Source organism: Klebsiella planticola (assembly GCF_000783935.2).
In the GTDB taxonomy this organism is placed as follows: domain Bacteria; phylum Pseudomonadota; class Gammaproteobacteria; order Enterobacterales; family Enterobacteriaceae; genus Klebsiella; species Klebsiella planticola.
The window spans coordinates 1688307-1712703 of the sequence record NZ_CP026047.1 but is presented as its reverse complement, the minus strand read 5'-3'; the positions used below and the strand labels follow the sequence as shown (position 1 = coordinate 1712703).

The window sequence follows — 24397 nt, the reverse complement described above, 5'->3', positions numbered from 1 at the left end:
TCTCTATGAAACAAGTCACCTTTGCTCCCCGCCATCATCAGCTAACCAACACGCGCACCTGGACTGCGGACAGCCAGTGGCTGGCCTTTGACGTTCGTCCGTCGGGAGCCTCCTTTACCGGAAAGACGATTGAACGGGTTAATGTGCAAACCGGGGCCGTAGAGATCCTCTATGGTGCGGAACACGGGGCGCATGTTGGTGTGGTGACCGTTCATCCTGCGATGGATAAATACGTCTTTATACATGGTCCGGAACACCCGGATGAAAACTGGCAGTATGATTTTCACCATCGCCGCGGCGTGGTGACGTATCAGGGCGCGACGCACAACCTTGAGGCGATGGATATCACCGCACCGTATACGCCGGGCGCGCTGCGCGGCGGCAGCCATGTCCATGTCTATAGCCCAAACGGGCAGTTCGTCAGCTTTACTTATAACGATCATGTCCTGCACCAACGTTCGGCCTCCCTTGACCTGCGAAACGTCGGCGTCGCGACCCCTTATGGCCCGGTCACACCGCACGGGCAGCATCCGCGTGAATATAGCGGCAGCCACTGGAGCGTGCTGGTCAGCCGGACAACGCCGACGCCGGTGCCGGGCAGCGATGAGATTAACCGCGCCTATGAAGAAGGCTGGGTGGGGAACCATGCGCTGGCATTTATCGGCGATACGCTGTCGACCAATGGCGCCAGAATCCCTGAGCTGTTTATTGTGACGCTCCCGGAGAGCGAGCGGGGCTGGAAGCAACAGGGCGATACGCCGCTGGCCGGTACGGAGACCACCATGCCTGCACCGCCGGCCGGAGTGATGCAGCGACGTTTAACGTTTACTCACCATCGACGCTATCCGGGGCTGGTCAATACGCCGCGGCACTGGGTGCGGGCCAACCCGCAGGCAACGCAGATTGCCTTCCTGATGCGCGACGAGGCGGGAGTGGTGCAACTCTGGCTGATCTCCCCCCAGGGGCGCGATCTGCGGCAGTTAACCCACAATGTTAATGATATTCAATCGGCTTTTAACTGGCACCCGTCAGGGGAGTGGCTGGGATTTGTGCTGGATAACCGCATGGCTATCTGTCATGCCCGGAGCGGTGAAATTACATTTTTGACTGCCGATCATGAAAACCCGCCTTCAGCGGATGCTGTGGTGTTTTCACCGGACGGGAAACACCTTGCCTGGATGCAAGATGTGAATGGCTATCGCCAGCTGTGGATAACCGACGTCGAGTTTTAAATCAAGGCGCTGGCATGGCCGCTGGTGGAATCACGGCGTTGGTCGCCAGCGAGCTCTTCTCACTTTTCTCGACGCGTGATTTTATCGAGCTGTCGGTACGGAACATATCCCACGGCAGCAGCAGCGTGTCCATCACCGCCGTGAAGGGCATATCGAGTGCGACCAGGGATTTTGTTCCCCAGTTGGCATCACTGTTTCCCAGCATTTGAGCGCTGGCGCGAGTTCCCGGATAGGTTCCTTCCTTTCCACCGGTATGTGACATCACGCTGGAGCAACCGCTCAAACCCACCATCCCGCTGAACAGGACCAGCTTTAACAGACCGCTTTTCATCATTCTTCCATCGTTGTTTCGGGCATTGAGGTAACCTTCATATCGGTTATATCGAGCCATTCCATGAATGCCTAGCGTTATTGCACCGCACTGTGGCAGGCATCGCATTTTGCCTTTTGTGCTTTCCACCCAGTCTAAGCAATCGACAGGAAACTGCAAAAAAAAATGGTTTTTCGCGCTTGAAAACGGCGGAATGAGCCACATTTTAGAAATGTGACCCGATGAGGATACGCCTGCGGGGTATTCCGGGTAATGACGACCTGTCCATGATGGAAGGTCATAAATTCTCGCTGATTTCAGGAGCTTTTTATTATGCGTAATTTCGATCTCTCTCCGCTGTATCGTTCTGCTATTGGTTTTGACCGCCTTTTTAATCTGTTAGAAAACAATCAGAGTCAGAGTAATGGCGGCTACCCTCCGTATAACGTCGAGCTGGTAGATGAAAACCATTATCGCATCGCTATTGCCGTGGCCGGTTTTGCCGAGAGCGAACTGGAGATCACCGCGCAGGATAATTTGTTGGTCGTCAAAGGCGCCCATGCAACCGAGCAGAAAGAACGTACCTATCTTTATCAGGGCATTGCGGAACGCAACTTTGAGCGCAAATTCCAGTTGGCGGAAAATATCCATATCCGCGGTGCAAACCTGGTGAACGGCTTGCTGTATATCGATCTGGAACGCGTGATTCCGGAAGCGGACAAACCGCGCCGTATCGAAATTAACTAATTTTATCCGGGTCGCCGTGCGGCCCGATACTGCCAACTTGCTCGCCGTCAGGGGGCAAATGCGAATCCACAGGATTTGCAGAGATTAACTCGCTTCATAGAAGGAGAAATACATTATGCGTAACTACGATTTATCCCCACTGCTGCGTCAATGGATCGGTTTTGACAAACTGGCCAATGCACTGCAAACCACCAGCGAAAGCCAGAGCTTCCCGCCGTATAACATTGAAAAAAGCGACGATAACCACTATCGCATTACCCTTGCGCTGGCCGGTTTCCGTCAGGAAGATCTGGATATTCAGCTGGAAGGGACGCGCCTGAGCGTGAAAGGTACGCCGCAGCAGGCTGACAAAGAAACGAAATGGCTGCACCAGGGGTTAGTCAGTCAGGCCTTTAGCCTGAGCTTTACCCTGGCTGAAAATATGGAAGTCTCCGGGGCCACATTCAATAACGGGTTGCTGCACATTGATTTAACCCGTAACGAGCCGGAAGTGGTTATCCCGCAGCGTATCGCGATTAGCGAGCGTCCGGCGCTCGACAGCTAAGTCGAAACGACAGAGAAAGCCCCGATGATCGGGGCTTTTTTTTTGGCCGTTATAAAGGGCAGCCCGTCGTTTCCCGCCGATCTACACCGTTCAGATGACCCGCCGATTATTGTGCGCCAGGCTGCATACAGGCCCGGAGGCTTAAGCCATAATCCATGATATTGATAATGTTATTCACAGGGAACAGACGATGAGTGATATAGCATTGACCGTTAGCGTTCTGGCGCTGGTGGCGGTAGTCGGATTGTGGATCGGCAATGTCAAAATTCGCGGCGTCGGGTTTGGCATTGGCGGCGTGCTGTTTGGCGGCATTATCGTTGGCCACTTTGTGGACCAGGCGGGTATCGCGCTTAGCAGCCCGATGCTGCACTTTATTCAGGAATTTGGCCTGATTCTCTTCGTCTATACCATCGGCATCCAGGTGGGGCCGGGTTTCTTCGCCTCGCTGCGCGTCTCCGGGCTACGGCTCAATCTCTTTGCCATCCTGATTGTCATCCTTGGGGGGCTGGTGACCGCAGTGCTGCATAAGCTCTTTGATATCCCGCTGCCGGTGGTGCTCGGTATTTTCTCCGGCGCAGTCACTAATACGCCAGCGCTGGGGGCCGGGCAGCAAATTCTGCGCGATCTTGGCGTACCGTTTGACGTTGTCGATCAGATGGGGATGAGCTATGCCATGGCCTATCCGTTTGGTATTTGCGGCATTTTGCTGACCATGTGGCTGGTGCGTCTGTTCTTTCGCGTTAACGTCGAAAAAGAGGCTCAGCAGTTTGATGAGAGCAGCGGGAACGGACACGCGGTTCTGCAAACGATTAACGTCCGGGTTGAAAACCCGAACCTGAACAATATGGCGATTCAGGACGTGCCGATGCTCAACAGCGATAAGCTGATTTGCTCCCGTCTTAAACGTGATGATCTGCTGATGGTGCCGGCTCCGGGGACCTTAATTCAAACCGGCGACCTCCTGCACCTGGTCGGGCGCCCGGAGGATTTGCACAACGCGCAGCTGGTTATCGGTAAGGAAGTTTCCACCTCGCTTTCAACCCGCGGCACCGATTTGAAAGTTGAGCGGGTGGTGGTCACCAATGAGAAGGTATTAGGTAAGCGGATCCGCGACCTGCATTTTAAACAGCGTTATGACGTGGTAATTTCGCGGCTTAATCGCGCCGGGGTTGAGCTGGTGGCCAGCAGCCATGCCAGCCTGCAATTCGGTGATATTCTTAACCTGGTTGGCCGTCCGGAAGCCATTGATGCGGTTGCCGCCGAGCTGGGTAACGCACAGCAAAAATTGCAGCAGGTTCAGATGCTGCCGGTGTTTATCGGCATTGGCCTGGGGGTTTTGCTGGGTTCTGTCCCGCTGTTTGTTCCCGGCTTCCCGGTGGCGTTGAAGCTGGGGCTGGCCGGTGGCCCGCTGATTATGGCGCTGATCCTCGGGCGAATCGGCAGTATCGGGAAGCTCTACTGGTTTATGCCGCCGAGCGCCAACCTCGCGCTGCGTGAGCTGGGGATTGTGCTCTTTCTGGCGGTCGTCGGGCTGAAGTCCGGCGGTGATTTTGTCGAAACGCTGACCGCAGGCGACGGGCTGAGCTGGATTGCCTACGGCATTTTTATTACCGCGATTCCGCTGCTAACGGTAGGCATTCTGGCGCGGCTGCTGCTGAAGATGAACTACCTGACCCTGTGCGGCATGCTGGCCGGGTCGATGACCGACCCACCGGCACTGGCGTTCGCCAACAATCTGCATGCCACCAGCGGAGCCGCGGCGCTCTCGTATGCCACGGTCTATCCGCTGGTGATGTTTTTGCGCATCATTACGCCGCAGCTACTGGCCGTGTTGTTCTGGGGGATGAGTTAACGGCGTCTCCAGGTGGACGCGCCGCAGATGGTAGTCCACCTGGTATTCACTGGCGTTGCGGAACATCACCGAATAGTTCAGAAACTCACCGCTGTCGCTGTAGGAAAGCGAGGTAATCCGCAGCAGCGGCGTCTGTTCCGGCACATTCATTGACCGGGCCAGCTGCTTGTCCGCCAGCACCGGCGTCAGGCTTTCATAGTTACCGCTAATGGTTATCCCGCACTCTTTCTCAATGTAATCGAATTTTGACCCTTCCAGATGCACCAGCGACAGGTTACGGAACAGTTTGACCGGCATATAGCTGTCTTCCAGCATCAGAGGTTTGCCGTCCACGTAACGCACCCGGCGTGAAAAGTAGATCCGTTCATTGATTTGTATCCGTAGCTGGCTGGCAATTGCCGGCGGCGCCGGCATGACTTCGAAGATCAGCACCTCGCTGACCACCTCTTTACCTTGCTTGCGTAACACTTCCGCCAGACCGGTGAGATTAGTGGTCTCGTGATGCACATCTTTACGGGCGACAAAGGTGCCGGATCCGTGGCGGCGAACGACCAGCCCCCAGCTAATCAGCAGTTCGATAGCTTTGCGGATTGTCATCCGCGCCACGCCGAACTCTTCTGCCAGTTTTTTCTCTCCCGGCAGCGGGCTGCCGACATTGAAATCGGAGGAATTCAGCCGAAGGCGCAATCTGTCTGCGATAGATTTATAGATCACCAGTAGACCTCTGTTCCACTTTTCAAAAGGCATTGTTACCAATGGGTGTTATTAATAATTACTTTAAATACATAAAGATATGATTAATTCACCCTGATGTTTTAATCAGCGTAATTCATGATGTCTATTTTTACTTAAAAAAGTAGACAACATTGTGGAAATTAAAACCATGAAAGCGATCACGAATCGCAACGCCATCGCATGTTGTCGGACGGGTAAATTCCTATTCTCGCTTTAGGCCGATACTCAAGACAAATAAGGCCTCTTACCCTACTGGTTGTTAAATGAGGATTTTAAAATGCTCAGTCAAATACAACGTTTTGGCGGTGCCATGTTTACCCCGGTTTTACTGTTTCCTTTCGCCGGGATCGTGGTGGGTATTGCCATTATGCTGCGCAACCCGATGTTTGTCGGCGAAGCGCTGACAGCACCTGATAGTTTATTTGCCCAGATTGTTCACATTATTGAAGAAGGCGGCTGGACGGTATTTCGTAACATGCCGCTGATTTTTGCCGTCGGCTTACCGATTGGCCTCGCGAAACAGGCGCAGGGACGAGCTTGCCTTGCCGTGCTGGTGAGTTTCCTGACGTGGAACTACTTCATCAACGCCATGGGCATGACCTGGGGCCACTTTTTCGGCGTCGATTTTTCTGCCGACCCCACCGCCGGTAGTGGCCTGACGATGATTGCCGGCATTAAAACGCTGGATACCAGTATCATCGGTGCGATCGTGATTTCCGGGATCGTCACCGCGCTACATAACCGCTATTTTGATAAACCGCTGCCGGTATTCCTCGGTATTTTCCAGGGCTCTTCATTTGTCGTTATCGTTGCCTTCCTGGCGATGATCCCCTGCGCCTGGTTAACGCTGCTGGGGTGGCCAAAGGTGCAGATGGGCATTGAATCGCTGCAGGCTTTTTTACGCTCTGCCGGAGCGCTAGGGGTCTGGGTTTATATTTTCCTTGAGCGCATTCTGATTCCCACTGGCCTGCATCACTTTGTCTACGGACCGTTTATTTTTGGCCCGGCGGTGGTGGAAGGCGGTATCCAGGTCTACTGGGCACAGCATCTGCAGGAGTTCAGCCAGAGTACGGAACCGCTGAAAGCCCTGTTCCCGGAAGGCGGTTTCGCCCTGCACGGCAACTCCAAGGTCTTTGGTTCGGTCGGGATTGCGCTGGCGCTCTATTTCACCGCCGCGCCGGAAAACCGCGTCAAAGTGGCCGGGTTGCTGATCCCGGCGACGCTGACCGCCATGCTGGTGGGGATTACCGAACCGCTGGAATTCACCTTCCTGTTTATCTCCCCGCTGCTGTTTGCCGTGCACGCGGTACTGGCGGCGACGATGGCGACGGTGATGTATATGTGCGGGGTCGTCGGCAACTTCGGCGGTGGCCTGCTTGACCAGTTCCTGCCGCAAAACTGGATCCCCATGTTTCACAATCACGCCTCGATGATGTTCATCCAGATAGGTATCGGGGTGTGCTTTACCGCTATCTACTTCGTTATCTTCCGCGCCCTGATCCTGCGTCTGAATCTGAAAACTCCGGGCCGCGAAGAGAGTGAAATCAAGCTCTACAGCAAAGCGGATTATCAGGCGGCGCGTGGTAAAACCAGCGCCGCGGGTGCCACAGAGTCGAAATTAGGCCAGGCCGCAGGCTTTCTGCAGGCGCTGGGCGGCGCAAGCAATATCGAATGCGTCAACAACTGCGCCACACGGCTTCGCATCACGCTGGTCGATATGGCGAAAACACAAAGCGACGACGTCTTTAAAGCGCTGGGCGCTCACGGGGTGGTGCGTCGCGGTAACGGGATTCAGGTCATCGTGGGCCTGCATGTTCCCCAGGTTCGCGACCAGCTGGAATCCCTGATGAAAAATTCTCTACAGACCGAACAAACCACCATGACGGAGGCAGTATCATGAAAAAATTCTCAGTTGTTATCGCAGGCGGCGGCAGTACATTCACACCAGGTATCGTATTGATGTTGTTAGCAAACCAGGACCGTTTCCCGCTGCGGGCACTGAAATTTTATGACAACGACGGCGCGCGTCAGGAGACCATCGCCGAAGCGTGTAAAGTGATTCTTAAAGAGCAGGCGCCGGAAATTGAGTTCAGCTATACCACCGACCCGCAGGCGGCCTTTACCGACGTGGATTTTGTTATGGCGCATATCCGCGTTGGCAAATATCCGATGCGTGAAAAAGATGAAAAAATCCCGCTGCGCCACGGCGTGCTGGGTCAGGAAACCTGCGGACCTGGCGGTATCGCCTACGGCATGCGCTCTATCGGTGGCGTGCTGGAACTGGTGGACTATATGGAAAAATATTCGCCGAACGCCTGGATGCTGAACTACTCCAACCCGGCGGCAATCGTCGCAGAAGCCACGCGCCGCCTGCGTCCGAATGCGAAAATCCTCAATATCTGCGATATGCCGATCGGCATTGAAGGGCGCATGGCGCAAATTGTCGGCCTCAAAGATCGTAAACAGATGCGGGTGCGTTACTACGGGCTGAACCACTTCGGCTGGTGGACGTCGATTGAGGATCTGCAGGGTAATGATCTGATGCCGAAACTGCGCGAACATGTAGCGAAATATGGTTATGTGCCGCCTTCTAACGATCCGCATACTGAAGCCAGCTGGAACGATACCTTTGCCAAGGCGAAAGATGTGCAGGCGCTGGATCCGGATACCATGCCGAACACCTACCTGAAGTATTACCTGTTCCCGGATTACGTCGTCGAGCACTCCAACCCGGCGCGTACCCGCGCTAACGAGGTCATGGATCACCGCGAGAAAAATGTCTTTAGCGCCTGTCGGGCAATTATTGCCGCGGGTAAATCTTCTGCCGGCGATCTGGAGATCGATGAGCACGCTTCATACATCGTGGATCTGGCCACCGCCATTGCCTTCAACACCCAGGAGCGCATGCTGCTGATCGTACCGAACAATGGCGCTATCCATAATTTTGACGCTGATGCGATGGTGGAAATTCCGTGCCTGGTTGGCCATAACGGGCCGGAACCGCTGACGGTCGGCGATATTCCGAACTTCCAGAAAGGGATGATGAGCCAGCAGGTGGCGGTGGAGAAACTGGTGGTGGATGCCTGGGAACATCGCTCTTATCACAAGCTGTGGCAGGCGATTACGCTGTCGAAAACCGTGCCGAGCGCATCCGTCGCGAAAGCGATTCTCGACGACCTGATTGAGGCCAACAAAGACTACTGGCCGGAACTGCATTAATCCTCGCCTCAACCGGCATCCATCGGGTGCCGGTTCTTTCGCTGCTCCCCTGTTCGTAACAAATTACGCTATGCTGAAGCCTGCTCGCGCTACGAACAAGGAACCCTGATGAAAATTTCTCGCGTCGGCGAAGCGCCGGATTACCGCTTCTCGCTGGCCAACGAACGTACTTTTCTGGCGTGGATCCGCACGGCATTAGGTTTTCTTGCCGCCGGGGTTGGCTTAGATCAGCTGGCGCCGGATTTTGCCACGCCGCTGATTCGCGAAGTGCTGGCGCTGTTGCTATGTCTGTTTGCCGGCGGCCTGGCAATTTATGGCTACCTGCGCTGGCTGAGTAACGAAAAAGCGATGCGCCTGAAGCAGGATCTGCCTTATACCAGAACGCTGCTGGTCATTAGCGTCTTATTGATGATCGTGGTGGGGGTGGTGATGGCGCTGGTGCTCTATGGCGGATAGGCGCCGGGCGCGGCGGGAAAGCGATCCGGGGCTGCAGCCGGAGCGGACATCGCTGGCCTGGTTTCGAACGTTGCTGGGCTACGCGGCGCTGATGGCGCTGGCGATCAAACATAACTGGCATAGCGCGGGGGTGCTGTTCTGGCTATCGATTGGCGTACTGGCGATAGCGGCTATTGTGCTCTGGGGCTATACGCGGCGCCGTAATCTGATGGATGTTGACGCAAGTGATTTTGTTCAGCCGCAGGCGATACGTGACAAGTTTTTCATTGCCGTCGCCGTCCTTTCGCTATCGCTTATGTTTGCGGCTACGCACCTGCGGCAGATCGCGTTATTTCTGCAGAATGTGACATAGCGGAAAGCGGGCCCAACGGCTTATCATTCGCCGTTGAGCCCGTGGTATTAACGCCCTTTCGCCAGATACTGCGCCATCTCTTCCTCTGGCACCATGCCGCCGCCGGTCGCCCAGACCAGATGCGTGGCGTTGTCCATTTGGCCGGCCGTGAAGCCGTGCATCTGCTGATATGCCTCGCTGGCGCAAACGCGCTGCGGTCCGGCCATACCGGCCAGCGCGGACGGCTCCAGGCGGATATTTTCAGCTTTCGCCAGCCAGCCCAGCATGTCGTACATCGTCTGGTCGCTGAGGGTATAGAAGCCATCCAGCAGACGCTCCATGGCCCTGCCGACAAATCCGGAAGCCCGACCCACGGCCAGGCCATCGGCGGCAGTCAGGTTATCAATACCCAGGTCCTGGACCGAAATTTCATCATGCAGGCCGGTATGGACGCCGAGCAACATACAAGGAGAGTGCGTGGGTTCAGCAAAGAAACAGTGTACATGGTCGCCGAAAGCCAGCTTGAGACCAAACGCAACCCCGCCAGGGCCGCCGCCGACGCCACACGGCAGATAGACAAACAGCGGATGATCGGCATCGACCACACGTCCCTGGCGGGCAAACTGCGCTTTCAGGCGCTCGCCTGCGACGGCATAGCCGAGGAACAGCGTGCGCGAGTTCTCATCATCGATAAAGAAGCAGTTGGGGTCCCCTTCGGCGGCTTTACGCCCCTGCTCGACCGCGACGCCGTAATCCTGTTCGTATTCAACCACCGTTACGCCGTGGCTGCGCAGCTTCGCTTTTTTCCATGCCCGGGCATCGGCAGACATATGCACGGTGACGTTAAAACCGATACATGCGCTCATGATGCCAATCGACATCCCCAGGTTGCCGGTGGAGCCGACGGCGATGCTGTACTGGCTAAAGAACTGCTTAAATTCCGGGGTCAGCAGCTTGCGATAGTCATCTTCGGTAGTCAGTAACCCCGCTTCCAGCGCCAGCTTTTCGGCGTGGGTCAGCACCTCGTAAATACCGCCGCGGGCCTTGATGGAGCCGGAAATCGGCAGATGACTGTCTTTTTTCAGCAGCAGATCGCCGCTGACGGGCCGGGCAAACGCCTGCTCCAGCCGTGCTTTCATTTCCGGGATAGCGACCAGTTCGGATTCAATAATCCCACCGGTGGCGGCGGTTTCCGGGAATGCCTGCGCCAGATACGGCGCAAAGCGCTCAAGGCGGGCACGGGCGTCCTGAACATCGTCAGCCGTCAGGCCAACGTACGGTAAACCTTCCGCCAGCGAAGTGGTTGCCGGGTTAAACCAGGTGGTTTCTTTCAGGTCAACCAGATCCTTCAGCAGAGGAAACCGGGCAAGTAAAGTGGTCATGTCAGCGTTTTTCATATTACGTCTCTTTGCGCTCAGATGATGAAAGAAAGCAGGAACGTGCAGGCTAGTGCAAGTAAGGATGCGATAAATGTTGCCGTTGTATAGTATTTGAACGTCTCACTCAGGCTCGCACCACAGTATTGTTTAACCAGCCAGAACAGGGAATCAGTAACGATCGTGCAGCCAATTGCGCCGGAACCAATGGCAATGGCGATGATCTCCGGGCTAACGCCAGGGTAGAGCGGCAGCATCGGTGCCACGATGGCCGTGGCCCCCATCATGGCAACGGTGGCAGAACCCACCGCCGCGTGCAGAATCAGCGCCACCAGCCAGGCCAGCAGAATCGGGTGCATATGCAGACCGGAGAGAATAACCGCCAGCGAATCAGCCAGGCCGCTGGTTTTCAGGACCGCGTTGAACGCGCCGCCTGCGCCGATAATCAGCAGGATATTGGCAATAGAACCAAAGCCCTTTTCGGTATGGGTCAGCAGCGTGGCCATGCCCATATTCTGACGGATGCCGAGGACGTAGTAAGCCACGAAGACGGCGATAAACATGGCGGTAATCGGATTACCGATAAACTCCAGCAGCATATACAGCGTGCCGGTTTTGGCCATATTCAGCTCGGCGACGGTTTTCACCAGCATCAGAGCGATCGGCAGCAAAATGGTCAACAGCGTGGCGGCGAGCGACGGCAGCGTCTCTTCTTGACGAACGTCCAGATTGGCGAACTCGGCAGGAACCGCTTTGAACGGCAGGCGGTTGCCCAGCAGCTTCAGGAACAGCGGGCCGCCAACCAGTGAGGCCATCAACCCGACCAGCAAACCATAGACAATCACGGTACCGATATCGGCGCCCAGCTTATTGGCGACGAACAGCGCCGCCGGGTGCGGCGGTACCACGCAGTGCACGGCCATTAGCGCGGTACACAGCGGAATCGCCAGCTTCAGCAGAGAGGTGTGGGTCTTTTTGGCAATAGAAAAGGCCAGCGGAATCAGCAGCACGACGCCGACTTCGACAAACAGCGTAATCCCGCAAATCAGGCCAACCAGTACCATGATCACATCGACCGACAGCCAGCGACAGCGCTGAAGCGTCAGGCCGATACGTTCGGCGGCGCCTGAAATCTCCATCATTTTGCCCAGAATGGTGCCGAGGCCGATCACTGCCGCCAGGAAACCGAGGGTTCCACCGATCCCATTTTCAATGGCGTTGACCATGTCCAGTGGGCTCATCCCCATCATTGCGCCGACGAAGAAACTGGCTAACAGCAGCGCCAGAAAGGGGTGAAATTTCAGTTTTACGATAGTCAAAACAATCAACACAATGCTGATTAATAACGTGCTCACAACCCAAATCTGAGATTCCATACCCCACCTCGCCCGTGAATAAGATGGGGTTATTGAACAGAAAAACGACACCGGCTGACAAACGATATAAATGGCGCTTAAGGTGAATTAGATTGAATCAAAATGGTGATTAAAGTCTAAAAATGGCTTTTATTTGCGTTATGAGTCACTTTTTTTCATCTTTAAATCCATGTCGGGTGACCATTTTTCTTACAATCAGCGGTAAAAAATCAGGGGAACCGAACGATGGATGTCGCTAAAGAGATAGGCAACCGGCTGCTCAACGGCTGGCAGTTGTCAAAGCTGTATACCTTTGAGGTCGCCGCACGGCATGAATCTTTCGCGCTGGCGGCGGAAGAGCTGTCGCTGACCCCCAGCGCAGTGAGCCACCGGATGAATCAGCTGGAGGAAGAGCTGGGTATTCAGCTTTTTGTACGCTCTCATCGGAAAGTGGAGTTAACCCATGAGGGGAGGCGGGTGTTCTGGGCGCTGAAATCCTCGCTGGACAGTCTGAACCAGGAGATTCTGGATATCAAAAACCAGGAGCTGTCAGGTACGCTGACCGTCTACTCACGTCCGTCGATCGCCCAGTGCTGGCTGGTACCGGCGCTCGGGGACTTTACCCGCCGTTATCCGTCGATATCGCTGACTGTTCTGACCGGTAACGATAACGTGAATATGCAGCGAGCGGGTATCGATCTGGCGCTCTATTTCGACGATCTGCCTTCATCGCAATTAACCCACCATTATCTGATGGATGAAGCCATCGTCCCGGTTTGCACGGCGGACTATGCCCGGCAGCATCAGCTCCAGCAACATCCCGACAATCTGCAACATTGCACCCTGCTGCACGATCGCCAGGCCTGGAGCAATGATTCTGGCACCGACGAATGGTTTAGCTGGGCGCAGCACTTTGGGGTTAACTTGCCGCAATCGTCGGGTATTGGTTTCGATCGCTCAGATTTGGCGGTGATTGCTGCCATGAATCATGTTGGCGTGGCGATGGGGCGTAAGCGGCTGGTTCAAAAGCGTCTGGCGAGCGGAGAGCTGATTGCGCCCTTTGGCGAGATGACGCTGAAATGCCACCAGCACTACTATGTGACCACGTTAGCGGGGCGCCAGTGGCCGAAAATAGACGCCTTTATTCACTGGCTACAAAGTCTGGCGCAATGATTTTCCCCGGACGCGGGATAAGGCGCAGGCCGCTATCCGGGGAGACTCCGGTGCTTAAACCGGCTGCTGGTGGCGGCTGAAGCGCGAAGCCAGCGGCAGCCAGCACAGCAGAATCAGCAGCCCCATGAGCATCATCAATAACCCCAGGCTGCTTTGACCGGTCTGCGGCATCATCGCCGAGAGCCAGGCCAGGACGCCGGAGCCGATGTTTTGCAGGCCGCCCACCAGCGCGCCTGCCGTCCCGGCGAGGAACGGGAAGGGTTCCATCGCGCCGCTGGTCGCCAGCGGAAACAGCATGCCGGCGCCAAAGAAAAACAGCGCCGCGGGCACCAGCAGCGTCCAGACGGTCATGATGCCCATCAGGCCAGGGATCCACATCATAATGCCCGCCAGCAGGCAGCAAATCACCGATTGCCACATCAGGGTCGGGAAGCGTTTATGCGGGCGTCCGGCAAACCAGGCACCGAAAAAAGCCGCCGGGATGGGCAGAATAAACAGAATACTCACCGCCATGCTGCTTAAGCCCAGCACGGCGCCCATCAGCACGCCGGAACAGGCTTCGAACACGGCGATGCCGGCGAGGCCGCCAATCAGCATCAGCAGATAGCAGTTGAACGCGGTATTGCCGAACAGCGTTTTGTAACTGGTCGCCAGCCGGGAGCGCGGTGCGCCAGCCGGACGGGTTTCAGGCATCCAGCGCGCCATGCTGAAGGTTACGCCCGCGCACAAAATCAGCAGGAAAGCGTAGCAGGCGCGCCAGCTCCACAGCGTATTGAGGATACCGCCAATCAGCGGCGCCAGCAGCGGGCTGACCAAAATGCCCATATTTAACAGGCTGTTGGCATGCCTGAGCTGGGCACCTTCATACAGATCGCGCGGCAGCGTGCGCGCCATGACCCCGCCGACGCCGGTTCCCATACCCTGGATGGCGCTGGCGATAATCAGCACCGTCAGGCTGTGGGTGGTGATAGCAACCAGCGTCGCCAGCATAAAGATAGACATCCCGATGAGGATCACCGGACGTCTTCCTACGCGGTCAGACAGCGGGCCATAAAAGAGCTGAGAGACGCCATAGGTCAGCAAATAGGCCGCCATTACGCTCTGCACGGCCCCTTCACGGGCGTTCAGCGAGATAGCCATGTCGGCGATCGCCGGGATATAAATGGTCTGCGCCATCTGGCCAACGGCCACCAGCAGTACCAGCATCAACAACAAAGTGAAGTTCTTATGCCGTTTCATGTCGATGAATACTTTGTGAGTATGGGTAAATGAAGAATATGTGACTGGCACATCCCTTAAATGCTGGAGGAATCTACCACATAAAAATGACAGTACAACTATATGACGATGATTGGAGAGGGATTTCAGGCAGGTTTTGTAAACAATAATCGGCAACAAATGTTGCCATTCTGCGTTAGGACAGACGCAGCAGAATAGCCCCCGCCGCAATGCCGCAGGCGGCGACGATTCGCAGGGCGATAAGCTTCTCTTTGAGCAGCACCAACGCGATGACGGCGCCGAATAAAATCGAGGTTTCTCGCAGCGCGGCTACCACTGCCAGCGGTGCCTGGGTCATCGCCCACAGTGCCAGGCCGTATGATCCCATCGTACTCAGGCCGCCGATGGCGCCTTTTTTCCAGTGCTGGCGCAGATAGCGGCTGGCTTCCTGGCGCCGGTAGATCATCGACCAGCTCAGCAGACAGCAGCCGTTCATAAAAAAGGACCATAGCGTGTAGCCCAGCGCTGTATCCGACAACCGCACGCCGGTACCATCAACCAACGTATAGCCGGCGATAAAACAGGCGTTGATCAGCGCGAGGGTGATGCCGTAGCCGGAGCGGGTCCGGCCGTTGCAGGCCATGGCGAGGATCGCCAGACAAATTACGCCAATCCCTGTCCATGCCAGCGGCGACAGCGTATCGCCGAGGAATGCGACGCTAATCACCGCCACCAGCAGCGGCGCGGTGCCGCGCATCAGTGGATAGGTCTGACTCATGTCGGAGACCTGGTAGGTTTTGGCGACCAGAACGGTGTACACCACCTGCAGTGCGCTGGAAAGCACCAGATACGGCACGCTGGCCAGGGAGGGCTGCGGCGCGAAAGGCAATGCAACCAGGGCGGTCAGCGCGGCGGAGCCGCTCACGCCGATCGCCGCGTACAGCTTATCTCCACTTGCTTTGACGATAGCATTCCAGCTGGCATGCAGCAGGGCGGCGAACAGCAGAACGCAGAAAACGGTTATCGTCATGGCAGGTGTGTTGGTGAGTGGCCGGGTCCTGGAACTGTAACACGGGCATTTTCACCCGGCCAGCCGCGCTTAAAGTGAGCAGAACAGGCGATGAGTGACCCGCGGCTCATCATAAACCGGACGAAATCCAAGCGATTCATAAAATGGCCACGCCGACGACGGCGCGTGAGTGTTGAGAAAATCAAACCAGGTGCCGGAGTGGGTGATGACGGCCACCAGCAGCTGCTGACCAATATTCCGCCGACGAAAGGCATCGCTGATGTATAAATGGCGGATGCGCCCGGTTCGCAGCTGCGGGCTGAAGGGGTCAACATTCAGCCCGCAAATTCCCACCAGCTGCCCGCCGACAAAGGCACCCAGCAGTTTTTCACCCGGCGCACTAAAGCGGTTTTTCCCGCTTTGCCAGTTCTCCGCCAGGCGGCGCAGCATATTGAAATGTTGGGCGAGGCTTTCACTGCGCAAAGCCAGAAACCCGGGGTCGTCGGGGGTCGTGGCGGCAATCAACAGCGGTGGCATGATTTTCTCCAGCAAGTCAGCATAAGGTTAATGGGAACCGCCTGTAGAGGGGCGGTTTCCCGCCCCTCTCAGGTGCGACTTGAACCTGAATCAGCGCAGCTGTTTCAGGACAGCATCAAGCAGTTGCAACACGGCAACCATGAGTTTCAGGATAAGAACAATAATATCCATGGCACCCATACGCGTCTCCTCTGGTACAGGAGCACGACCGGCTGGCGTACCTTTCCGCCGCCTGTTGCCAGCCAGGGTATACGCCGACTACCGGGACACGTTGCCGTGCCCAGAAGACATTAGCGTATTTGTTGACGTAACACAGTGTGCTCTCTCGGGGTTAAGGCGCTGACGGCACCACCCGTTTCAGCCAGGACTTTATTGCGCCGGTGATACATGCGGCCCCGAATGACACAACGTGAACGTTTTCAGTATAAACAAATACTGTATATATAAACAGTATTTTCTCGACAAAATTGCGCTCGCCATCCATACTCTACTTTGGCAAAAACCGGGGTGAAAATTGCGTGAACGCCTGCGCGCGCGTATACTTTCAGCGTTGACGTAATACAGTGTACTTGCGGTTACCAGCCGTAAACATGCTGAGAAAAACCTCGCTCCGGCGGGGTTTTTTGTTTTTTTCGACCGGTAAGAAATTGTGATCCTTCACACAAATCCTCGTGGATGAAAATAAATCCGTTGTTTAATGGCGGCGGCTGTGTTTGTATAAATTCAGTTAAATTTTCGACACAACAGGTCCCTAATGAACGCTTCCATTCTGACTTCGACTCTACTAAAAACCGCGCCTGCCGCGGTGGTCGTCGTGCGTGTGGTGGTCGTCGTCGGCAATGCGCCGTAGGGTCCGGAACAACACGATTCCAAACCCCGCCGGCGCAAACCGAGCGGGGTTTTTTTTCGACACTCGCCCGGTAAGTCGGCTCAAAATAAAAGGACTGGAGCATGGCAAGTTCGGGCACAACATCAGAAAAAATGCGCTTTACCGGCGCACAGTTAGTTATTCATTTACTGGAACGCCAGGGGATCACGACCGTTGCGGGCATCCCGGGCGGCTCTATCCTTCCCATCTATGACGCATTAAGCCAAAGCACGCAGATTCGCCACGTTCTGGCGCGTCACGAGCAGGGCGCGGGCTTTATCGCTCAGGGGATGGCGCGTACCGAGGGCAAACCGGCGGTCTGTATGGCCTGTAGCGGCCCGGGCGCCACCAACCTGATCACCGCCATCGCCGATGCGCGTCTGGACTCGATTCCGCTGGTGTGCATTACCGGCCAGGTTCCGGCATCGATGATCGGGACCGATGCGTTCCAGGAAGTCGACACCTACGGTATCTCTATCCCCATCACCAAACATAACTACCTGGTCCGCGATATTGCTGAACTGCCGCAGGTGATGAGCGATGCTTTTCGCATCGCTCAGTCCGGCCGCCCGGGTCCGGTGTGGATAGATATTCCTAAGGATGTGCAGACGGCGACCATCGAGCTGGAGGCGTTACCGGAGCCGGGTGCGCGCACCACACCGCCGACATTTGACAGCGCCAGCGTCCACGACGCGGCCGCCATGATCAATGCGGCTAAGCGCCCGGTACTTTATCTGGGCGGCGGCGTGATTAACGCCCCTGAGCAGGTGCGTGCGCTGGCGGAAAAAGCGAACCTGCCTACCACCATGACCCTGATGGCGCTGGGGATGCTGCCGAAGGCGCATCCGCTGTCGCTGGGCATGCTGGGTATGCACGGCGCGCGCAGCACCAACTTTATTCTGCAAGAAGCGGATTTACTGGTTGTTTTAGGCGCGCGTTTTGATGACCGGGCGATTGGTAAAACCGAGCAGTTCTGCCCGAACGCGAAAATTATTCACGTTGATATCGACCGTTCCGAACTGGGTAAAATCAAGCAGCCGCACGTGGCGATTCAAGGGGATGTGGCCGACGTTCTGGCGCAGCTGACGCCGCAGGTCGCCGCCCAGCCGCGCGACGAGTGGCGCCAGATGGTGGCGGATCTGCAGCGTGAGTTTCCGTCCCCGATTCCGCAGGAGAGCGACCCGCTCACCCATTACGGCCTGATCAACGCCGTTGCCGCCTGCGTCAATGATGAGGCGATCGTCACCACCGATGTCGGTCAGCATCAGATGTGGGTCGCGCAGGCTTATCCGCTGAATCGCCCGCGTCAATGGCTGACTTCCGGCGGGCTGGGAACCATGGGATTCGGTCTGCCGGCAGCGGTCGGAGCGGCGCTGGCTAATCCACAGCGCAAAGTCATCTGCTTCTCCGGTGACGGCAGCCTGATGATGAACATTCAGGAGATGGCCACCGCGGCAGAAAACCAGCTGGATGTGAAAATCATCCTGATGAATAACGAAGCGTTGGGGCTGGTCTATCAGCAACAGAGCCTGTTCTATCAGCAGGGGGTATTTGCTGCCACCTATCCCGGAATGATTAACTTTATGCAGATCGCCGCCGGATTTGGTCTGCAAACCTGCGATTTAAATCACGAAGCTGACCCGCAGGCGGCGCTGCAGGCGATCATCGATCGTCCCGGTCCGGCGCTGATTCATGTGCGTATTGATGCGGAAGAAAAAGTCTATCCGATGGTTCCGCCGGGAGCGGCAAATACAGAAATGGTGGGGGAATAAACCATGCAACAGCAGACTCATGACAACGTTATTCTGGAACTCACCGTTCGCAACCATCCGGGAGTGATGACCCACGTTTGTGGCCTGTTTGCCCGCCGCGCGTTCAACGTGGAAGGCATTCTCTGTTTGCCGATTCAGAACAGCAACCACAGCCGCATCTGGCTGCTGGTGAACGATGACCAGCGGCTGGGGCAGATGATCAGTCAGATTGAAAAACTGGAAGATGTGGAGAAGGTGGCGCGTAATCAGTCCGATCCTTCCATGTTTAATAAAATTGCCGTCTTCTTTGAGTAAGAGCCTGCCCCATCAGGCTATTTTATTTGCCATTTTGGCCATGGGCAGTGCACGTACTGCGGTACGCTCTGGTTTTTCCGCGCTGCTCGCGTCCAGACTGGCTGCAACAATCTACGCCTGGTGGGATGACGCTCAGTTATTCGCTTTCAGAGTCCGGCGTGATGACTTTTACCGACCCGTTCCGGCAGTGCGTGGCATAGTCTGCCGGTAACGGGCGATCGCTGATCAGCACATCAAATGCCGGCAGCGGCGCTATACTGGCAGGCGCAACATCGTCGAACAGCGCGTAGCGCGCGAGCAGGATTTTCCGCAGGCCGCGATCCATCGCTTTACGTTTCGTGGCGAGGTCGTCGGGGTTAAACCAGCTGACGCCAAAATGTTCGTGAACGCCGCTGGCGGAGATAAACACTTTACGCGGATTGAGTGAATCCAGCGCCGAAGGGTTGCCGGTATCGTAGAAGGCATCGCTCTTCGCCCGATAGGTGCCACCGCATAAGATGGCGGTGGCATTGGGCTTTTCATTTAAGGCCATAAACACCCGATGTGAATAGCAAATACCGGTAAAGGTAATGTCATCGGGGATCATATTGATGACCAGCGGCATTTCGCTGCCGTTATCAAAAAAGACCAGGTCGTTTTCGCTGACCAGGCCGGCGGCGAGGATGGCAATGGGCAGTTCGTCGCGATGATGGGCCGGTTTTGTCGCCAGCGCTGGCGTGACGGAAGGCGATGAGGGTTTGTTGACCATCACCACGTAGCCGCCTAATAGCGTGAGCGGCAGCGGTTCGTCGTTTTCCTGGCTGAGATCCCGACGAATCGTCATCACAGAGACCTCCAGCATACGCGCGGCGTCTTTAAGATGGATTCGGTCGGTTTTCTTCAGCAGTTCCATCAGACGACGTATACGTTCTTTTTGCTTGGTCTCCATTCACACTCTCCGCAATTCATTTGGCAAATGTTCCTTTGGTAACATTTTTGTCCCTGCTGAAACATTATGCATTCACATTACTATACTGCGGCCCCTTGAGAATTAAAAGTCTGACCGATCTCGTTTTTATTAATATAATCTCTTTATTTTCAGTTTCTTATCTTGTTGTTTTTGATTTTTATTTTTCTTTCCCTCTCGATTGCCCACATTTTCCTGGATGATAAATAAACAAGAAATGATACTGCAATCGCGATCATGGTCACAAATGGTACTAAAGTAACATGATAATGTTACGATAATATCATTGTTGTGTGATTGTTTCTGAGAGGTAGTAAAATGGATATCGCGGTTATTGGCTCCAACATGGTGGACCTCATCACCTACACCAACCAGATGCCGAAAGAGGGGGAAACCCTTGAGGCGCCGGCGTTCAAAATTGGCTGCGGCGGGAAAGGGGCCAACCAGGCCGTTGCCGCCGCTAAGCTTAATTCGAAAGTGCTGATGTTGACCAAGGTGGGAGATGACATCTTTGCGGATAACACGATTCGCAATCTTGAGTCCTGGGGCATCAATACCACTTATGTTGAGAAAGTCCCTTGTACCAGCAGCGGCGTGGCGCCGATCTTTGTGAATGCCAACTCCAGCAACAGCATTCTTATTATTAAAGGCGCCAACAAGTTCCTCTCTCCTGAAGATATCGATCGCGCCGCCGAGGATTTAAAAAAATGCCAGCTGATTGTGTTGCAGCTTGAGGTTCAACTGGAAACGGTTTACCACGCTATCGAATTTGGTAAAAAGCACGGCATTGAAGTGTTATTAAATCCGGCGCCCGCGTTGCGCGAATTAGATATGTCTTATGCCTGTAAATGTGATTTCTTTGTTCCCAATGAGACCGAGCTGGAAATATTAACCGGCCTGCCTGTTGATACTTACGACAATATTCGTGCCGCCGCCCGCAGCCTCGTTGAAAAAGGCCTCAACAATATTATTGTGACCATGGGTGAGAAGGGCGCGCTGTGGATGACGCGCACTCAGGAAGTGCATGTCCCGGCATTTAAAGTCAGCGCGGTAGATACCAGCGGCGCAGGCGATGCCTTTATCGGTTGTTTTGCTCACTATTACGTCCAGAGCGGAGATGTTGAATCCGCCATGAAAAAAGCCGCTCTCTTTGCCGCCTTTAGCGTCACGGGGAAAGGCACGCAATCGTCTTATCCCAGTATCGAGCAGTTTAATGAATATCTGTCGTTAAACGAATAATCACTCTGCACTGTAAAAGGTAGCACTATGAACGATAAAAACATCATTCAGATGCCTGACGGCTATCTGAACAAAACACCTCTGTTCCAGTTTATTTTGTTATCCTGCTTATTCCCTTTATGGGGATGTGCTGCGGCCTTAAATGATATTTTAATTACGCAGTTTAAAAGCGTGTTTGCATTAAGTAACTTTGCCTCCGCGCTGGTCCAGAGCGCATTTTATGGCGGTTATTTTTTAATTGCGATCCCGGCGTCGTTAGTGATTAAAAAAACCAGCTATAAGGTCGCTATTCTCACCGGACTGACGCTGTATATCGTCGGCTGCACGCTCTTTTTCCCGGCTTCGCACATGGCAACCTACACCATGTTCCTGGCCGCGATTTTCGCGATTGCCATCGGCCTGAGCTTTCTTGAGACGGCAGCGAACACCTACAGTTCGATGATCGGCCCGAAAAGCCATGCCACGCTGCGCCTGAACATCAGCCAGACCTTTTATCCGATTGGCGCGGCAGCCGGTATTTTGCTGGGTAAATATCTGGTCTTTTCCGATGGCGAAAGTCTGGAAAAACAGATGGCTGGCATGAATGCCGAGCAGATCCATAACTTTAAAGTCCTGATGCTGGAAAACACCCTTGAGCCTTACAAGTACATGATCATGGTGCTGGTGGTGGTCATGGTGCTGTTCCTGCTGACGCGCTTCCCGACCTGTAAAGTTGCGCAGACGGCGAACCATAAACGCCCGTCGGCGGCCGACACGCTGCGCTACCTGGCTACCAACGCACGTTTTCGTCGCGGAATTGCCGCCCAGTTCCTGTATGTCGGTATGCAGGTTACCGTCTGGTCGTTCACCATTCGCCTTGCGCTGGAGTTGGGTGATATCAACGAGCGTGATGCCTCAACGTTTATGGTCTACAGCTTTGCCTGCTTCTTTATTGGCAAGTTTATCGCCAACATTTTAATGACCCGCTTCACGCCGGAAAAGGTGCTGATTCTCTACTCGGTTATCGGCGCACTGTTCCTTGCGTATGTGGCGCTGGCGCCGAGCTTTAGCGCGGTCTACGTGGCGGTGCTGGTGAGCGTGCTGTTCGGACCGTGCTGGGCAACCATCTATGCCGGTACGCTCGATACGGTGGATAACGAACACACTGAAATGGCCGGTGCGGTCATTGTGATGGCGATTATTGGCGCCGCCGTCGTCCCTGCGATTCAGGGCTTTGTCGCCGATATGTTCCACTCGCTGCAGGTCTCTTTCCTGGTACCGATGCTGTGCTTCATCTATGTCGGCATCTATTTCTGGCGCGAATGCAAAGTTCGCCGGGCGCTGACTGAAGCGACGGCATCCTGAGGAGAACGATCATGACGACACGCTTACCTTTATGGCGCCAGCTCTTTAGCGAGCAACCGCGCACGCTGCTGGCGAATGATGACTTCACGGTGACGGCTTTCCGCTATGCCAGCGGCGTAGAGGGGCTGCGGGTGGAAAACGCGCGCGGTTATCTGGTGATTTTGCCCTGGCTGGGGCAAATGATCTGGGATGCTGAGTTTGATGGCCGCGATCTGACCATGCGCAATATGTTCAGCGAGCCGAAGCCGGCAGCGGAGGTGGTGGCCACCTATGGCTGTTTCGCTTTCCACTCAGGGCTGTTGGCGAACGGCTGTCCGTCGCCGCAGGATACTCACCCGCTGCATGGTGAAATGGCCTGTGCGGCCATGGATGAAGCCTGGCTTGAACTGGAGGCAGACTGCCTGCGCGTGGCGGGGCGCTATGAATACGTGATGGGCTTTGGTCATCACTATGAGGCGCGGCCGACGGTGGCCTTACGGCGAGCCAGCGCGCTGTTTGATATCCAGATGGCGGTGACCAATCTTGCCTCTGTCGCCATGCCGCTGCAGTACATGTGCCATATGAACTATGCCTATGTGGCGCAGGCGACCTTCAGCCAGAATATCCCTGACGAAGCGCTCTCGCTGCGCGAATCGGTACCTGCCCACGTGCAGCCGACGGAATCGTGGCTGGCGTTCAATCAGCGTCTCCTGCAAGGCGAAGCGTCCCTGACCGCGTTGTGCGAGCCTCAATATTACGACCCGGAAATCGTCTTTTTTGCCGATCAGCTGGATCGCTACACCGATAGCCCGGAATTTCGCATGATAGCGCCGGATGGCACCACGTTTGTCACGCGGTTCTCTAGCACCGAGTTCAATTATGTTACCCGCTGGATCCTCTATAACGGCGATCAGCAGGTTGCTGCTTTCGCGCTGCCCGCCACCTGTCGGCCCGAGGGATTCCTGGCGGCTCAGCGTAATGGCAGCCTGATTTCACTGGCGCCGCAGCAAACCCGGACTTTCACGGTGACCACCGGTATCGCCTGAGGCGGATAATCCTGCTCAAGGATTGAACAACAACGCGCGATAAACAAAATCATTCAAGTGGCATCAAGGCGGCAAGTCTGAGAATCCCCGGTTACTGACTTAAGTCAGTGGCTGGGGGAAGCAGATGTCACCAGCGCAGACGCCGCTTGAAGGATGCCGTTTATATCGTTAAGGTAAGCGCGTTTTTTAACCCGCCAGGAAACGCCATGACCACCATTGCCCTTATCGACGATCATCTTATCGTCCGCTCCGGTTTTGCGCAGCTGCTGGGGCTGGAAGCCGACTTTCAGGTGGTTGCCGAATTTGGTTCCGCCCGCGAAGCGCTGGCGGGGCTGCCCGGGCGCGGCGTACAGGTCTGTATTTGTGATATTTCGATGCCGGATATGTCAGGACTTGAGCTGCTCAGCCAGTTGCCTAAAGGCATGGCGACCATCATGCTCTCTGTTCACGACAGTCCGGCGCTGGTGGAACAGGCGCTGAATGCCGGCGCCCGCGGTTTTCTCTCCAAACGCTGTAGCCCGGATGAGCTGATCGCCGCGGTCAGAACGGTGGCGGCCGGCGGTTGTTACCTGACGCCGGACATCGCCATGAAGCTGGCGGCAGGCCGCCAGGATCCGCTCACCCGCCGCGAGCGGCAGGTCGCAGAAAAGCTGGCGCAGGGGATGGCGGTGAAAGAGATCGCCGCTGAGCTGGCATTGTCGCCAAAAACCGTACACGTGCATCGCGCCAATCTGCTGGAAAAGCTGGGCGTCAGCAACGATGTTGAGCTGGCGCGGCGTATGTTCGATAGCTGGCAATGAGACCGTTCCTCTCCC

The 24397-nt window shown here is 55.5% G+C and carries 24 protein-coding genes, 1 pseudogene and 1 other annotated feature; of the genes and pseudogenes, 16 read left to right on the top strand and 9 right to left on the bottom strand.

Annotated features, from left to right (window positions below):
• Positions 1–5: 5 nt before the first annotated feature.
• On the top strand, positions 6–1232 hold the full coding sequence (locus MC50_RS08285; protein ID WP_047663638.1) for a DUF3748 domain-containing protein: 1227 nt from the start codon (positions 6–8) through the stop codon (positions 1230–1232).
• Position 1233: 1 nt separating this feature from the next.
• Here MC50_RS08285 and MC50_RS08280 read toward each other — a convergent pair whose 3' ends face one another.
• Entirely contained in the window at positions 1234–1566 is a 333-nt protein-coding gene (locus MC50_RS08280) for a YceK/YidQ family lipoprotein (RefSeq protein ID WP_032690175.1), read from the bottom strand.
• Between the two features lie 242 nt (positions 1567–1808).
• Positions 1809–1882 (top strand) — a sequence feature (ROSE (Repression Of Heat Shock gene Expression) occurs in the 5'-region of heat shock genes and acts as an RNA thermometer to modulate expression.).
• Here MC50_RS08280 and ibpA point away from each other — a divergent pair.
• The 3 genes from ibpA (at position 1876) to MC50_RS08265 (ending at position 4685) form a co-directional block, all read left to right on the top strand.
• Positions 1876–2289 (top strand): small heat shock chaperone IbpA, encoded by a 414-nt coding sequence (ibpA, locus tag MC50_RS08275; protein WP_004869150.1) that lies wholly within the window; start codon positions 1876–1878, stop codon positions 2287–2289. Its footprint overlaps the feature before it by 7 nt.
• Positions 2290–2404: 115 nt before the next feature.
• A complete protein-coding gene (gene ibpB / locus MC50_RS08270) occupies positions 2405–2833 on the top strand; it encodes a small heat shock chaperone IbpB (RefSeq protein ID WP_015585468.1) in 429 nt (142 codons plus the stop codon).
• 190 nt (positions 2834–3023) lie between these two features.
• Entirely contained in the window at positions 3024–4685 is a 1662-nt protein-coding gene (locus tag MC50_RS08265; RefSeq protein WP_032690176.1) for a putative transporter, read from the top strand.
• Here MC50_RS08265 and MC50_RS08260 read toward each other — a convergent pair.
• Complete coding sequence (locus MC50_RS08260; RefSeq protein WP_032698487.1) at positions 4653–5399, bottom strand: GntR family transcriptional regulator; 747 nt, start codon at positions 5397–5399, stop codon at positions 4653–4655. The two genes, MC50_RS08265 and MC50_RS08260, sit on opposite strands and share 33 nt — an antisense overlap.
• 298 nt (positions 5400–5697) lie before the next feature.
• On the opposite strand from MC50_RS08260, the gene MC50_RS08255 reads away from it, so the two are divergent.
• The 4 genes from MC50_RS08255 to MC50_RS08240 all read left to right on the top strand — a co-directional run bounded on the left by MC50_RS08255 (position 5698) and on the right by MC50_RS08240 (position 9447).
• A complete protein-coding gene (locus MC50_RS08255) occupies positions 5698–7320 on the top strand; it encodes an alpha-glucoside-specific PTS transporter subunit IIBC (protein ID WP_004869143.1) in 1623 nt (540 codons plus the stop codon).
• The gene (locus MC50_RS08250) at positions 7317–8639 is read left to right on the top strand and encodes a 6-phospho-alpha-glucosidase (protein WP_004869142.1); all 1323 of its coding nucleotides are present in this window, start codon (positions 7317–7319) and stop codon (positions 8637–8639) included. Before MC50_RS08255 ends, MC50_RS08250 begins: the two co-directional genes overlap by 4 nt.
• Before the next feature lie 108 nt (positions 8640–8747).
• The gene (locus MC50_RS08245) at positions 8748–9095 is read left to right on the top strand and encodes a YidH family protein (protein WP_032690177.1); all 348 of its coding nucleotides are present in this window, start codon (positions 8748–8750) and stop codon (positions 9093–9095) included.
• On the top strand, positions 9085–9447 hold the full coding sequence (locus tag MC50_RS08240; RefSeq protein ID WP_032690178.1) for a DUF202 domain-containing protein: 363 nt from the start codon (positions 9085–9087) through the stop codon (positions 9445–9447). The genes MC50_RS08245 and MC50_RS08240 overlap by 11 nt, the downstream gene beginning before the upstream one ends.
• Positions 9448–9494: 47 nt before the next feature.
• On the opposite strand, the gene dsdA is transcribed toward MC50_RS08240, so the two are convergent.
• Both dsdA and dsdX read right to left on the bottom strand, forming a co-directional pair.
• A complete protein-coding gene (dsdA, locus tag MC50_RS08235) occupies positions 9495–10823 on the bottom strand; it encodes a D-serine ammonia-lyase (protein ID WP_047663636.1) in 1329 nt (442 codons plus the stop codon).
• A gap of 17 nt (positions 10824–10840) precedes the next feature.
• Positions 10841–12178: a D-serine transporter DsdX gene (gene dsdX, locus MC50_RS08230; protein ID WP_032690180.1), complete on the bottom strand. Its 1338-nt coding sequence runs from the start codon at positions 12176–12178 to the stop codon at positions 10841–10843.
• Positions 12179–12403: 225 nt separating this feature from the next.
• On the opposite strand from dsdX, the gene dsdC reads away from it, so the two are divergent.
• On the top strand, positions 12404–13330 hold the full coding sequence (gene dsdC, locus MC50_RS08225) for a DNA-binding transcriptional regulator DsdC (RefSeq protein WP_015585471.1): 927 nt from the start codon (positions 12404–12406) through the stop codon (positions 13328–13330).
• A 54-nt stretch (positions 13331–13384) separates the two neighbouring features.
• Here dsdC and emrD read toward each other — a convergent pair whose 3' ends face one another.
• From emrD to tisB, 4 genes and pseudogenes are all read right to left on the bottom strand, one after another.
• Positions 13385–14569, bottom strand: a complete 1185-nt coding sequence (emrD, locus tag MC50_RS08220; protein WP_004869124.1) for a multidrug efflux MFS transporter EmrD — start codon at positions 14567–14569, stop codon at positions 13385–13387.
• Positions 14570–14744: 175 nt separating this feature from the next.
• Positions 14745–15578 (bottom strand): DMT family transporter, encoded by an 834-nt coding sequence (locus MC50_RS08215; RefSeq protein WP_032690181.1) that lies wholly within the window; start codon positions 15576–15578, stop codon positions 14745–14747.
• Between the two features lie 69 nt (positions 15579–15647).
• A complete protein-coding gene (locus MC50_RS08210) occupies positions 15648–16094 on the bottom strand; it encodes a GNAT family N-acetyltransferase (RefSeq protein ID WP_047663633.1) in 447 nt (148 codons plus the stop codon).
• Positions 16095–16184: 90 nt separating this feature from the next.
• A pseudogene (gene tisB, locus MC50_RS08205) lies at positions 16185–16299 on the bottom strand (type I toxin-antitoxin system toxin TisB); the annotation flags it as partial.
• A gap of 549 nt (positions 16300–16848) precedes the next feature.
• Between tisB and ivbL the strand changes: the two are divergent.
• From ivbL to ilvN, 3 genes are all read left to right on the top strand, one after another.
• On the top strand, positions 16849–16944 hold the full coding sequence (gene ivbL / locus MC50_RS08200; RefSeq protein ID WP_004869113.1) for an ilvB operon leader peptide IvbL: 96 nt from the start codon (positions 16849–16851) through the stop codon (positions 16942–16944).
• Positions 16945–17045: 101 nt separating this feature from the next.
• On the top strand, positions 17046–18734 hold the full coding sequence (gene ilvB / locus MC50_RS08195; RefSeq protein ID WP_047663631.1) for an acetolactate synthase large subunit: 1689 nt from the start codon (positions 17046–17048) through the stop codon (positions 18732–18734).
• A 3-nt stretch (positions 18735–18737) separates the two neighbouring features.
• Positions 18738–19028 (top strand): acetolactate synthase small subunit, encoded by a 291-nt coding sequence (gene ilvN, locus MC50_RS08190; protein ID WP_004869110.1) that lies wholly within the window; start codon positions 18738–18740, stop codon positions 19026–19028.
• Between the two features lie 136 nt (positions 19029–19164).
• Here ilvN and MC50_RS08185 read toward each other — a convergent pair whose 3' ends face one another.
• Positions 19165–19956, bottom strand: coding sequence for a DeoR family transcriptional regulator (locus MC50_RS08185; protein ID WP_032690184.1), 792 nt, complete (start codon positions 19954–19956; stop codon positions 19165–19167).
• A gap of 336 nt (positions 19957–20292) precedes the next feature.
• Here MC50_RS08185 and rbsK point away from each other — a divergent pair, with 336 nt between their 5' ends.
• The 4 genes from rbsK to uhpA all read left to right on the top strand — a co-directional run bounded on the left by rbsK (position 20293) and on the right by uhpA (position 24382).
• Positions 20293–21213, top strand: coding sequence for a ribokinase (rbsK, locus tag MC50_RS08180; protein ID WP_004869105.1), 921 nt, complete (start codon positions 20293–20295; stop codon positions 21211–21213).
• Positions 21214–21240: 27 nt separating this feature from the next.
• A complete protein-coding gene (gene fucP / locus MC50_RS08175) occupies positions 21241–22557 on the top strand; it encodes an L-fucose:H+ symporter permease (protein ID WP_047663628.1) in 1317 nt (438 codons plus the stop codon).
• Between the two features lie 11 nt (positions 22558–22568).
• Entirely contained in the window at positions 22569–23582 is a 1014-nt protein-coding gene (locus MC50_RS08170; RefSeq protein WP_032690186.1) for an aldose 1-epimerase family protein, read from the top strand.
• Positions 23583–23788: 206 nt separating this feature from the next.
• Complete coding sequence (gene uhpA, locus MC50_RS08165; protein ID WP_032690187.1) at positions 23789–24382, top strand: transcriptional regulator UhpA; 594 nt, start codon at positions 23789–23791, stop codon at positions 24380–24382.
• Positions 24383–24397 lie beyond the last annotated feature (15 nt).